Origin of the sequence: Enterobacter quasimori (assembly GCF_018597345.1) — a bacterium.
Classification (GTDB): Bacteria; Pseudomonadota; Gammaproteobacteria; order Enterobacterales; family Enterobacteriaceae; genus Enterobacter; species Enterobacter mori.
In genome coordinates this window covers 320,696-333,439 of the sequence record NZ_JAHEVU010000001.1, presented here as the reverse complement: position 1 = coordinate 333,439, position 12,744 = coordinate 320,696, and the positions used below count along the sequence as shown (strand labels likewise).

At 54.7% G+C, this 12,744-nt stretch carries 13 protein-coding genes; 12 read left to right on the top strand and 1 reads right to left on the bottom strand.

The window, feature by feature from the left end; all coding sequences use genetic code 11:
- Positions 1-48: 48 nt before the first annotated feature.
- The 9 genes from sad (at position 49) to KK102_RS01495 (ending at position 9,986) form a co-directional block, all read left to right on the top strand.
- Positions 49-1,437, top strand: coding sequence for a succinate-semialdehyde dehydrogenase (sad, locus tag KK102_RS01535; protein WP_216356789.1), 1,389 nt, complete (start codon positions 49-51; stop codon positions 1,435-1,437).
- A gap of 122 nt (positions 1,438-1,559) precedes the next feature.
- The gene (locus KK102_RS01530; RefSeq protein ID WP_216356788.1) at positions 1,560-3,149 is read left to right on the top strand and encodes a methyl-accepting chemotaxis protein; all 1,590 of its coding nucleotides are present in this window, start codon (positions 1,560-1,562) and stop codon (positions 3,147-3,149) included.
- A gap of 62 nt (positions 3,150-3,211) precedes the next feature.
- On the top strand, positions 3,212-4,138 hold the full coding sequence (glsB, locus tag KK102_RS01525; protein WP_216356787.1) for a glutaminase B: 927 nt from the start codon (positions 3,212-3,214) through the stop codon (positions 4,136-4,138).
- Positions 4,138-4,494 carry a DUF4186 domain-containing protein gene (locus tag KK102_RS01520; RefSeq protein WP_216356786.1) on the top strand — a complete coding sequence of 119 codons (357 nt, stop codon included), beginning with the start codon at positions 4,138-4,140 and terminating at the stop codon, positions 4,492-4,494. The genes glsB and KK102_RS01520 overlap by 1 nt, the downstream gene beginning before the upstream one ends.
- A 191-nt stretch (positions 4,495-4,685) precedes the next feature.
- Entirely contained in the window at positions 4,686-5,678 is a 993-nt protein-coding gene (locus KK102_RS01515) for a sensor domain-containing diguanylate cyclase (RefSeq protein WP_216356785.1), read from the top strand.
- Positions 5,679-5,731: 53 nt separating this feature from the next.
- Positions 5,732-6,697: a sensor domain-containing diguanylate cyclase gene (locus KK102_RS01510; RefSeq protein WP_216356784.1), complete on the top strand. Its 966-nt coding sequence runs from the start codon at positions 5,732-5,734 to the stop codon at positions 6,695-6,697.
- 77 nt (positions 6,698-6,774) lie between these two features.
- Positions 6,775-7,302, top strand: coding sequence for a GNAT family N-acetyltransferase (locus KK102_RS01505; RefSeq protein WP_216356783.1), 528 nt, complete (start codon positions 6,775-6,777; stop codon positions 7,300-7,302).
- A 116-nt stretch (positions 7,303-7,418) separates the two neighbouring features.
- The gene (locus KK102_RS01500) at positions 7,419-8,870 is read left to right on the top strand and encodes a tagaturonate reductase (protein WP_216356782.1); all 1,452 of its coding nucleotides are present in this window, start codon (positions 7,419-7,421) and stop codon (positions 8,868-8,870) included.
- Between the two features lie 201 nt (positions 8,871-9,071).
- Positions 9,072-9,986 carry a bestrophin family protein gene (locus KK102_RS01495; RefSeq protein ID WP_010431145.1) on the top strand — a complete coding sequence of 305 codons (915 nt, stop codon included), beginning with the start codon at positions 9,072-9,074 and terminating at the stop codon, positions 9,984-9,986.
- Here the strand turns inward: KK102_RS01495 and KK102_RS01490 are convergent.
- Positions 9,974-10,522: a GNAT family N-acetyltransferase gene (locus KK102_RS01490; RefSeq protein ID WP_216356781.1), complete on the bottom strand. Its 549-nt coding sequence runs from the start codon at positions 10,520-10,522 to the stop codon at positions 9,974-9,976. The two genes, KK102_RS01495 and KK102_RS01490, sit on opposite strands and share 13 nt — an antisense overlap.
- A 118-nt stretch (positions 10,523-10,640) precedes the next feature.
- Between KK102_RS01490 and KK102_RS01485 the strand changes: the two genes are divergently transcribed.
- The 3 genes from KK102_RS01485 to KK102_RS01475 all read left to right on the top strand — a co-directional run bounded on the left by KK102_RS01485 (position 10,641) and on the right by KK102_RS01475 (position 12,705).
- Positions 10,641-11,111: a GNAT family N-acetyltransferase gene (locus KK102_RS01485; protein WP_216356780.1), complete on the top strand. Its 471-nt coding sequence runs from the start codon at positions 10,641-10,643 to the stop codon at positions 11,109-11,111.
- A gap of 12 nt (positions 11,112-11,123) precedes the next feature.
- Positions 11,124-11,564 (top strand): GNAT family N-acetyltransferase, encoded by a 441-nt coding sequence (locus tag KK102_RS01480; protein ID WP_126544681.1) that lies wholly within the window; start codon positions 11,124-11,126, stop codon positions 11,562-11,564.
- A gap of 145 nt (positions 11,565-11,709) precedes the next feature.
- Positions 11,710-12,705 carry an alpha/beta fold hydrolase gene (locus KK102_RS01475; protein WP_216356779.1) on the top strand — a complete coding sequence of 332 codons (996 nt, stop codon included), beginning with the start codon at positions 11,710-11,712 and terminating at the stop codon, positions 12,703-12,705.
- Positions 12,706-12,744 lie beyond the last annotated feature (39 nt).

The window sequence follows — 12,744 nt, the reverse complement described above, 5'->3', positions numbered from 1 at the left end:
TAGCAGAGTGGGCCACAATGAATCAACTGTTATTGCGAGGAGAACATCATGACCCTTTCATCTGCTATTTATGCACGCTCTGTTAACCCGGCGACGGGCGAAACCCTGGCCACGTATCCCTGGGCGACAGCCGACGATGTAGAACGCGCTATTTCCCAGGCCGATACGGGCTTTCGCCAGTGGCGTCGCGAAAGCGTTTCCCATCGCGCGCAGAAGCTGCGCGATCTGGGCGCGGCTTTGCGTAACCGGGGTGAAGAGATGGCGCGGATGATGTCCCACGAAATGGGCAAACCCATTCTGCAGGCGCGCGGCGAGGTGGCTAAATCTGCCAGCCTGTGCGACTGGTATTCCGAACATGGCCCGGCAATGCTGAATGCTGAACCCACGCTGGTCGAGGATCACAACGCGGTCATCGAGTATCGTCCGCTGGGACCGATTCTGGCGGTAATGCCGTGGAACTTCCCGCTCTGGCAGGTGCTGCGCGGCGCGGTTCCCATTCTGCTGGCGGGGAACAGCTACCTGCTGAAGCACGCCCCGAACGTGCTCGGCTCCGCGGATCTGATTGCGCAGATTTTTGCCGATGCCGGTTTTCCTCAGGGCGTGTTTGGCTGGGTAAACGCCACCAACGACGGCGTCAGCCAGGCCATTAACGACCGCCGTATTGCTGCGATTACCGTCACCGGCAGCGTGCGTGCCGGGGCGGCGATTGGCGCTCAGGCGGGCGCGGCGCTCAAAAAATGCGTGCTGGAGCTGGGCGGTTCCGACCCCTTTATCGTCCTGAACGATGCCGATCTGGATCTGGCGGTGAAAGCCGCAGTGGCGGGGCGTTATCAAAATACCGGACAGGTTTGCGCGGCGGCGAAGCGTTTTATCGTGGAACAGGGGGTGGCTGATGCCTTTACCCAACGCTTTGTCGACGCGGTTGCGGCGCTGAAGATGGGCTCGCCGGAGACGGAAGAGAACTATCTTGGCCCGATGGCGCGCTTCGATCTGCGTGATGAACTGGATCAGCAGGTGCAGGCCACCCTGGCAGAAGGGGCGACCCTGCTGCTGGGCGGAGAGAAACTGGCTGGCGAGGGAAACTACTACGCGCCAACCGTACTCGGCAACGTCACCCCGAACATGACCGCGTTCCGCCAGGAGCTGTTTGGCCCGGTGGCGGCGATTACGATCGCCAGGGATGCGGAGCATGCTTTAGCGCTGGCTAACGACAGTGATTTCGGTCTGTCCGCCACGGTCTTTACCGCAAACGACGTGCTGGCGGAGTCATTTTCTCGCGAGCTGGAGTGCGGCGGGGTGTTTATCAATGGCTTCAGCGCAAGCGATGCCCGGGTGGCTTTTGGCGGCGTGAAGAAGAGCGGCTTCGGTCGTGAGCTTTCACATTTCGGCCTGCACGAGTTCTGTAACGTGCAGACGGTCTGGAAGGATCGCGTGTAATTTATCGCCCATCTGTGTTTTCGGCCCTTATTACGAGGGCCGTTGTCATTTATCTGCAATGGTTCTGTCATTTTCGTTTCGTAGACTCGCTCGCGTCTAACGTATTGTTACAGAAGAAAATTATGAACCTAACGCAAATTTTTCGCCGTATTGCGCAGCGCGTCATCCCCCGTCAATTTGGTCTGCTGGCCGGCATTTTTTGTATTATTGGCCTCTTCTCCGCACTGCAGCTCTCCTCTACGCTGCTGCTCACCGCCTCTCTGAAAGAAGCCCAGCGCAACGAACAGCATAACCAGCTGGCATATCAGCAGCAGGGCAAGCTGGATCAGGCGCGCGTTTCTCTGCTGGCCGCAAGCGATTTGCTTAACCGCTCCGGCGTCTGGTTTATGCAGGATAAAGAGACCGGTTCGGAAGGGAGCTGGCACAGTCTGATGGACGAAGCGCAAAAGGCGCTGGACGACTCTCATCAGGCATGGGCGGCGTGGCTGGCGCTCCATCCGGCGAAAGACGAGGCGCTGGTAAACAGCTATCAGCTATTCTACGCTGCCATTAAAGAGCAGGCGGAAGGGCTGATTAAAACGAACTCGATTGATGCCTTTTTTGCTGTTCCCGCTCAGGCGTTTCAAACCGACTTCAACGATAACTATGCGCGTTACCAGCAGCTGAGCGAGAAACAGGCCCTGCAAGGACGGCAGACGCTGGTGGCGCAGCTTTCAGGTCTGCAAAGGCTATTCCTGTTTGCGCCCGTCGTCCTGCTGGCGATTGCCATTCTGGTCTGGTTCGGGATGGCGAAGTGGGTCATTACGCCGCTGCGCCGGTTGATTGCGCATATCAACCGGCTTTCGGCGGGCGATCTGTCCGGTACACCGCCAGGTGTAGCCTGCTTCAACCGGGAGATGGGTCAGCTCAGCGGCAGTGTTCATACCCTGCAGCATGGACTACATCAGCTGGTATCTCAGGTCAGCCACGCCACAACCTCGATGGTCGAGAACATTAGCTCCCTGGCGCAGGGGAACCAGAAGCTGTATCAGCAGTCGGTACGTCAGGCGAAAGAGCTTGAGGATGTCACGGCGAATATCGCCGCGCTGGAAACGCATGTTGAAGGCAATACCGGTTATGCGAAACTTGCCAGCGCCCGCGCGGATGAGGCGCGTCAGGCTGCGGCAGGCGGCGACCAGATGATGTCTACGGTGAATGCCTCCATGCAGGCGATCGTTGACCGATCCTCTGAGATGCGCGGGATCGTAGCAATGATCGACAGCGTGGCGTTCCAGACCAATATTCTTGCCCTGAACGCGGCCATTGAAGCGGCACATGCGGGCAATCAGGGGCGCGGTTTTGCCGTGGTCGCGCGTGAGGTGGGGCTGCTGGCCCGCAAAAGCAGTCACTCTACGCAGACCATTCAGGAACTGATCAATCACTCTTTGCAGGGCATTCATGATGGATCAAAAGCGGTTAACCGGCTGGAGGATAACCTGCAGCAGGTTACCGGACTGGTGGCGAATTTAAGCAGCCTGCTGAATGACATCTCCGTTGCCACGCTGAGCCAGGGAGAGCGTATTCATCAGATGACTCGCCAGCTCCACGCCCTGAATCAGGTATCGCGGCAGACGGATGCGCTGGTGTCTGACGCGTCGGATGCCTCAGCGCGTTTGCATCAGGAGTCCGATAATTTGCTGGAAGCCGTCTCGCGTTTTCGCCTTCCTGCCTGACGCAATATATCAGCCTCTGTTATACTCGCAGCCCGTTTTAGCCTGAGGGCAAGGAGCAAAGTGTGGCTGCGGTTATCCATAATGAGATGCTGGACGATATTCTGGCGCAGGTCCGTCCGTTAATCGGAAAGGGGAAGGTTGCCGACTATATTCCGGCGCTGGCCTCGGTCAGCGGTAATAAGCTGGGTATTGCCATATGCACGGTAGACGGACAGCGTTTCCAGGCCGGTGACGCGACCGAGCGATTCTCGATTCAGTCCATCTCAAAGGTGCTGAGCCTGGTGGCGGCAATGCGTCAGTATGAGGAAGATGAGCTCTGGCAACGCGTAGGTAAAGATCCCTCCGGCCAGCCGTTCAACTCGCTGTTGCAGCTTGAAATGGAACAGGGTAAACCGCGTAATCCTTTTATCAATGCCGGGGCGCTGGTAGTGTGCGATATGCTGCAAAGCCGCCTCAGCGCGCCTCGCCAGCGAATGCTCGAAATCGTGCGCCAGCTTTCTGGCGTGCAGAGCATTGCCTACAATCCGGTGGTTGCGCGCTCTGAGTTTGAACACTCCGCGCGCAATGCGGCGATAGCCTGGCTGATGAAATCCTTTGGCAATTTCCACAACGACGTGGCGACCGTTCTGCAAAACTACTTCCACTACTGTGCGCTTGAAATGAACTGTGTTGAACTGGCGCAAACGTTCCTGTTCCTCGCGCACCAGGGGTATGCACCGCATCTCGATCAGGAGGTGGTGTCGCCGATGCAGGCCCGTCAGGTAAATGCCCTGATGGCAACCAGCGGGATGTACCAGAATGCCGGTGAATTCGCGTGGCGTGTCGGCTTACCGGCGAAATCCGGCGTGGGCGGCGGGGTCGTGGCCATCGTTCCCCACGAGATGGCCATTGCCGTCTGGAGTCCTGAACTCGATGAAACGGGAAATTCACTGGCAGGTGTGGCGGTACTGGAAAGACTGACCCAACGGCTGGGGCGCTCGGTTTACTGATGTCGAACCTGGATCCGTTATTTGCGCGCCTGTCGCGTTCAATGTTTCGGTCACGCTTCCGTCTGGGGCCAAAAGAGCGGCAATACTGTTGGGAAAAAGGGGCTGAAACCATCGATCGTCATGCGGCGGATTTTGTTGCTCAGCGCCTTGCCCCGGCCCATCCCGCGAATGACGGTAAGCAAACGCCGATGCGTGGGCATCCGGTGTTTATTGCTCAGCACGCCACCGCCACGTGCTGTCGTGGCTGCCTGGCAAAATGGCACAGCATCCCGCAGGATGTCGAGCTTACGGCGCAGCAGCAGCACTACATCGTCACCGTGATCCACCACTGGCTGGTCATACAAATGAATGCATGACGTAGACGTTGTGCATACCAATACAGAGAGAATGCGGCCTTGATACATATGATTAAGAGATAAATTGCTTGCTAGGTATTTTTAAGCTCAATAAGATACCGCAAGAAACATATCGGAAAAATCTTAGTATGAATGCCACTGACAAACTTAGTCCCAAGCCTCGCTTACCCGGTCGTCGGTTTGTCAAACGTATGTATCTCATGCGTTTACTCGGCACATTTCTCTGTTTTATTCCTATTCTGTCCGTATTGATTGAACACCATCGCTCGGTCTGGCTGATGATCCTGCTAGGGGCGAATGCCTTTATTTGGCCAACGGTGGCCTGGCTGCGGGCGCGTCGTTCACCGACGCCCCTGGCGACCGAGCATCAGCACCTGGTGCTGGATGCAGGCGCAGGGGGCTTTTGGATTGCGATGATGGCGGTTAATCCGCTTACGTCGGTCGTGATTGCGACCATCCTGCTTTCAGACAGGCTTTCTGCAGGCGGTTTTACGCTGCTGAAAAAGGCTGCCGCTATGATGCTGGGCGTATTCCTGGTGACCTGGCTGACGCAGGGGATGTCGGTAGACGGGGTTGTTTCCCAGCGGACCATGTTTGCAACCTTACCGCTGATCGCCATTTATCTGCTGGCCATGAGCATGCTGACCGACAGTATTGCGCAGCGCTTACGGATAAAAAGCCGCGAGCTGGAACGGATCGCGATGATGGATCCGCTGCTGGATATCGCCAACCGTCGTCTGCTGGAAAAACGCATCGATAATGAACTGAATAAACTTCGTCAGACGTGCCGTGAATCTACTTTGATGTTTATTGATATCGACAACTTTAAAGAGGTAAATGACCGCTTTGGCCACAAGGTGGGCGACGCGATGCTGGCGACGGTATCGAAGATCCTGCATCTGGCCACGCGCCCTTCAGATACCCCAGCGCGTCTGGGAGGCGACGAATTTGTCATTTTGCTCCCGGATACCAGCGTGGATGAGGCCCAGATTGTGGCTACCCGCATTATGGACGCGGCGGCAGTAATGAAGGATGTGGCGCAAGAGGCCATGCATTGCACCCTCAGTATCGGTATCGCCTGCGCAACGCGAGACACAAGCAGCGTGGCCGACTGGCTGCAGGCCGCCGATAGTGCCCTTTACCATGCCAAGCGTGAAGGCAAGAACAGAATATTCGCACACTGACAATGTCTCTGTTTAAGCTACGCTTTTAATAACGCAAAGCGTCAGGAGACGTTATGAAAGCACCTGTAACCCCCGCTAATGAAACAGAACGCCTGAACTCGCTGCGCGAGTCTGGCCTTCTTGAGATCGACAATTCCGTGGCATTTGACCGGCTGACGCGTCTGGCTAAGCGTTTTTTCCAGGTGCCGCTGGCGATGGTCAATCTCATTGATGAACATTCACTTATTGTGAAATCCGCCGACGGACAGGCACCTGACACCGTTCCGCGCAATATCTCTTTTTGCGGTCACACGATCCTCAGCGAAGCGCCGCTGGTGGTGAGTGATATGCTTCAGGATGACCGTTTTGCCGATAATCCGCTGGTGGCAGGCGACCCAAGGGTTCGCTTCTACGCGGGTTTTCCGCTGCGTTTGCGTGACGGGGCGAGCGTTGGGTCTCTGTGCCTAATCGATTTTGCGCCACGTGAATTTTCCGCGGCGGATCTCGCCGTATTAGGGGACCTGGGCGCGCTGGCAGAAGATGAATTTGCCGCAGTCAGCGCGGCAACCACCGACGAACTCACCGGTTTATACAATCGTCGCGGCTTTAACCAGTTTGTTCGTTTCACCCTCTCTGTCGCCAGACGTCGGGCGGAGCCGCTAACCCTGGGATGGCTGGATCTCGATCGTTTTAAAGAGATCAACGATCGTTATGGCCACGAGGAGGGCGACAAGGCATTGCAAGCGATGGCTTCCCTCATGAAGTCCTCTTTCCGCGAGGCCGATCTGCTGGTTCGCTTTGGGGGGGACGAATTCGCGGTGCTGTTTGCCGATACGGATGAGCAGGGCGCCTGGATCGCCATGCAGTATTTGATCGAACAGGTCGAGAGCTATAACGCGCGTCAACTGCACCCCTGGTCGCTGCATTTCTCCTGGGGCTTGAGTGAGTTCGACCATAACAGCAACGATATTCAGCAGTGGCTTAAAAATGCCGATCGGAAAATGTATTCCATGAAACAGCAGAGGCATACTGAGAGATAACGAAATCCTATGTATTAGGTTATTGCGTTACGGAAATGTTAATAGCAATCTGGAGAGATTCATTAAAAGGACAAAACATGAACTCTCCACTGCATATTAAAACCCTCTCCCGGGACGACATTCTGTCCCACATCGATGCGCTGGCCGATATCCTCGAAAACTGTGTTAACGGCGGCGCATCCGTCAGCTTTATGCTGCCTTTTGGTCACGACAAAGCGCGCACGTTCTGGCGCGGGATTGCTGAAAGCGTTGGCCGTCATGAGCGTACCGTACTGGCGTGCGTTGATGAGCAGGACGGCATTATTGGAACGGTACAGCTCATCACCGATCAGCCGGAAAATCAGCCGCACCGTGCGGATGTCGCAAAACTGCTGGTTCACGAAAAGGCCCGCCGTAAAGGGGCGGCAATGGCGCTGATGGAGACCCTTGAAGTGATTGCGCGCGAAAAAGGGCTGTCGGTACTGGTCCTGGATACCTCCACCGGTAGCGGCGCGGAGACGTTTTACCAGCGTGCCGGGTGGAAAAAGGTCGGGGAGATCCCGTGCTACGCGTTGATGCCCGATGGTGCGATGACGGCGACATCCGTTTTCTATAAATTCTTGTGATTATTTTTCACAATTGCCTGCTGAGTTGATCCAAACAGGGGTTCTGGTCTGAAAGGTTTGGTAAGTTATTACACCAATTATATCGGGCTGTATGACTAATCGAAAAGGACCCCAATGTGAACACACTCAACCGACGTGATTTCCCCGGTGCTCTCTACCCTGAACGTATCATTCAGTTTGGCGAAGGTAATTTCCTGCGTGCGTTCGTTGACTGGCAAATCGACCTGTTAAATGAGCATACCGATCTAAATGCCGGCGTGGTGATTGTACGTCCGATCCAGAGCGATTTCCCGCCGTCGCTCAGCACCCAGGACGGTTTGTATACCACCATCATTCGGGGTCTGAATGAGAAGGGCGAGGCGGTAAGCGATGCGCGTCTTATCCGCTCCGTTAACCGTGAAATCAGCGTCTACGGTCAATATGATGAGTTTTTGAAGCTGGCCCACAACCCCGATATGCGTTTTGTCTTCTCGAACACCACGGAAGCCGGTATCAGCTATCACGCTGCTGACAAATTCGACGATGCCCCGGCGGTAAGCTATCCGGCGAAACTGACGCGACTGCTGTTTGAACGCTTTAGCCACTTTAACGGCGCAGCGGACAAAGGCTGGATTATCATTCCGTGCGAGCTTATCGACTACAACGGCGAAGCACTGCGCGAACTGGTGCTGCGCTATGCGCAGGCGTGGGCGTTGCCGCAGGCGTTTATCCAGTGGCTAAATGACGCCAATAGCTTCTGCTCTACGCTGGTTGACCGTATCGTTACCGGTTACCCGCGTGACGAAGTGGCATCGCTGGAATCTCAGCTGGGCTATCACGATGGATTTATCGATACCGCTGAACATTTCTATCTGTTTGTGATTCAGGGACCAAAATCACTTGCCGCCGAGCTGCGTCTGGATAAATTCCCGCTGAACGTGCTCATCGTTGATGACATTAAGCCGTACAAAGAGCGCAAAGTGGCTATCCTGAACGGGGCGCACACCGCGCTGGTGCCGGTGGCCTTCCAGGCCGGTCTGGATACGGTTGGTGAAGCGATGAACGATGCAGAGATTTGTGCGTTCATCGAAAAAGCGATTTATGAGGAAATTATTCCTGTGTTGGATTTGCCGCGCGAAGAGCTGGCGTCGTTCGCCGGTGCGGTGACCGGGCGTTTCCGTAACCCTTATATCAAGCACCAACTGCTGTCGATTGCGCTGAACGGGATGACTAAATACCGCACGCGTATCCTGCCGCAGCTGCTGGCGGGGCAGCAGGCGACGGGTCAATTACCCGCGCGTCTGACGTTTGCGCTGGCCGCGTTGATTGCGTTTTACCGGGGTGAACGTCATGGCGAACGCTATCCGGTACAAGATGATGCGCACTGGTTGACCCGCTATCAGCAACTCTGGGCACAGCACCACGATAAGCAGATCGATACCCGTTCACTGGTGGAAGCGGTGCTGAGTGAAAGCAATCACTGGGAGCAGGATTTGACGCAGGTGAAGGGATTAGTAGAACAGGTTACGTTAGATCTTGATACCATTTTGCATCAGGGGATACGTGAAGCGGTAAAACCACTTTGCTAAACGGTTACCCGGCTTCGGTCGGGTATTTTTTACGATCTTTAATAGTTACAACATACTATTTACTCCATTTTTAAAAAATCACTTCAACTCCGTGCGGCTTACGCTTGCCAGTGAAGAAAATGCAATGTTCCATTAACATGCTTGCAACCGTGAGGGGGATCACGTTTAATAGCCTCGCTCTTTTCCTTTCTGACACTGACTATGATTGTTCGTCCTAAACAGCACTGGCTACAACTGATTTTTGTCTGGCACGGTTCGGTTCTGCCGAAAATCTACACCCGCTTGTTGCTCAACTTCCTGCTTTCCATCGCCGTCATCCTGATGCTGCCGTGGTATACCTCGCTTGGCATCAAATTTACCGTCGCACCGTTTAGCATTCTTGGCGTGGCGATCGCGATCTTTCTCGGTTTCAGAAACAACGCCTGTTATTCGCGCTACGTTGAGGCCCGCCAGCTCTGGGGGCAACTGATGATAGCGGCGCGTTCGCTGTTTCGCGAGGTAAAAAACACCTTACCCGACGATAAACATCTGGGTGAGTTTGTGCGCCTGCAAATTGCCTTTGCCAACTGTTTACGCATGACGCTGCGCCGGGAAACAAACGCAGAACAGCTTTCACCTTATCTGGCGGCAGAGGATTTACGTAAAGTGATGGACGCCAACTCTCCGGCGAACCGTATTTTGCTGATCATGGGGGAGTGGCTTGCCGTACGGCGTCGTAACGGGCAGCTGTCAGATATCCTGTTCCACAGTCTGAATAACCGTCTGAACGATATGTCGATTGTCCTGTCCGGCTGCGAGCGCATTGCGACAACACCGGTGCCGTTTGCGTACACCCTGATTTTGCATCGCACGGTGTATCTGTTCTGCATCATGCTGCCGTTTGCACTGGTTGTGGATCTGCACTACATGACGCCGTTCGTCTCCGCGTTGATTTCCTATACCTTTATCTCGCTGGATACGCTGGCGGAAGAGCTCGAAGATCCGTTTGGCACCGAAGATAACGATCTGCCGCTGGACGCCATCTGCAACATGATGGAACGCGATCTGCTGCAGATGAACGATGAAGAGAACATTCCGGAAAGGTTGTTCCCGGATAAACACTATCAGCTGACCTGACGGGCATTCCACTCGTCACGGGTGATCTCCCATAACTTGGAATCCAGCATTCCGCTGACGTAGGCTTTCTTTTCCGTTCTGATTAACCGCATGCCGCTGCTGTCTGAAATACGTCGGGAGCGGCTATTGGCGGCAGCCTTCGGGGCGCGTAGAACGGGTTTGTTGAGCGTGTTAAACCAATAATCCGTCGCGGCAATGCTGGCCTCGCGCATAAACCCTTTCCCCTGAAACTCCGGCGCCAGCCAGAACCCGCGGTTGTTATCCTCGACATCGTAGAGGCAGATAATTCCCATGAGTCGATCAGGCGCTTCACGACGCCGGATACTCCAGAACCAGGCAATCCCTTTTTCCATATCCGGCAGCGCCACGTTGTTAACATAGCTTTCCGCACCGTTTTCCGGGTAGGGCCAGGGCATCGAAGAAACCATATAGCGTACGATTTCCCAGCGCGGATACAGCTCTTGAATCTGGACGGCATCTTCAGCAACCAGCGGTTTCAGCAGCAGGCGTTCTGTCGTAAGCGTCGGTATCGTCATCCGCGGATCTCCATATTTAAGCGTTATGCTTTTGTTTGCGTTCTGGTATTTTCAAGTTTACTGCGCTCTATCCCAGCAAATTCTCTTTCCCATACTACTCACATTTGCAGAGGTCGCGATGAAATTAAGACAGGCTAAACCGCAGGAAGCCGAAATACTCTGGGATATTCGCAATCAGGCGATTCGTCACGGCTGTAAAACCAGTTACGACGCGGATGTAATTGCGCGCTGGACGCCCGACCTTATGCCCGAACACTATCGAAAAATGGTCATAGATTACCCTTTTTATGTGGTGGAAGATGAAAAGGGTGACATCGCGGCGACGGGTTATCTCGATCTTGATACGCATAGCCTGGAGGCGATATTCACCTTACCTTCAGCATCAGGTAAAGGAATGGCGACACGGATCGTCGAGGCACTGATCAACGAAGCCCGCAGCCGTGGAATTACGCGCTTGCTGCTCGATTCGACGCCAAACGCCCGGTCGTTTTATCATAAGCTCGGTTTTGTCACGCTGGGCGAAAAGCATCATCACTCGCGTATGGCGGGTGCTGATTTACGCTGTTTTGAAATGGCAATCACGTTGTAATGTGAGGAACACATGGCTGTCACGGTAAGATCGTTGCGCGCAGATGACTATTCCCAGTGGCGACCGCTGTGGGATGGCTATACCCATTTTTATGATTGCTACCTCGATGAATCTGTTACCGCATCGACGTGGGAAAGGGCGCTCTCAGATAACTCACCCCTATTTTGCCGGGTCGTCGAGAAGGATGGACAGGTAATCGGTTTCGCGATGTGTATTCTGCATGAAGGCACCTGGTCGACAGCCCCCATCTGCTACCTGGAAGATCTGTTTGTGAATGCTGCTGAGCGCGGGGCGGGAGCAGGGAAGGCGCTGATAGATGCCTTGATTGCGGAAGGCCAGCGCGAAGGGTGGTCAAAACTGTATTGGGTCACCCGGGAGAGCAACCCGGCGCGTAAACTCTATGATAAATATGGCGAGGCTGACGATTACGTCCGATACCGCATAACCCTTTAACGTCAAATCGCCTGTGTTTGTATCACACTGTATCAGCGTCCCGGATACATACACAGGCTTGCAATAAACCCGCTTTCGCACATATCCGCTATACAGTGACATGGTGTTATATCCCCGTGAAATGTACACAACCGGAGATATCAACATGTTTAGCAAACTCGCTTACTCGACTCTTGCACTGACCGTTTCTCTTGGCACCATCATGTCCTGCCAGGCAGAAGCCACAGGCAACGACTTCGCCTCGGCATTCGATCACCCTCAGCAGATTAACGCTGGCGATCTCAACGTCGGCTATGTCGACATCGGACCGAAAACCGGCCAGCCGGTGATTTTGTTACACGGCTGGCCTTACGATATTCATAGCTATGCGGAAGTGGCGCCCGCACTCGCGGCAAAAGGCTATCGTGTTATCGTGCCTTCACTGCGCGGATACGGCACCACGCGGTTTATCTCTGATAAAACACCGCGTAACGGTCAGCCTTCCGCCATGGCGAAAGACGTTGTTAACCTGATGGACGCGCTGAACATTAAGCAGGCCGTTTTCGCGGGTTACGACTGGGGGGCCCGCACGGCGGATATCGTCGCCGCGTTATGGCCTGAGCGCGTTAAATCGCTGGTCTCGGTGAGCGGTTATCTGATCGGTAGCCAGGCCTTAGGCAAACAGCCCTTGCCGCCGAAAGCCGAGGTTCAGTGGTGGTATCAGTTCTACTTCGCAACCGAACGCGGCGCGGAAGGCTATGCTAAAAATACCCATGATTTCGCGCGTCTGATCTGGACCCAGGCATCACCGGACTGGAAATTCAGCGAGGCCACCTTTAACGCCAGCGCCAAATCGCTTGATAACCCAGACCACGTTGCCGTAACGCTCAGCAACTACCGCTGGCGTTTAGGCCTGGAGAAAGGGGAACATAAATACGACCGCTACGAGAAGAAGCTGGCTACGCTGCCAAACATCACCGTGCCTACGATCACCATTGAGGGCGGTAATAACGGCGCGCCGCATCCTGCACCCGCGGCCTATGCCAGCAAATTTACCGGAAAATATGAGCACCGAACCTTTGGTGCCACCGTCGGGCACAATCCTCCCCAGGAAGATCCGCAGGATTTCGTTAAAGCGGTCGTCGACGCTGATGCGCTTTAAAATATGCTATTTTCAATCCGTTACCCTTCATTCTGGAGC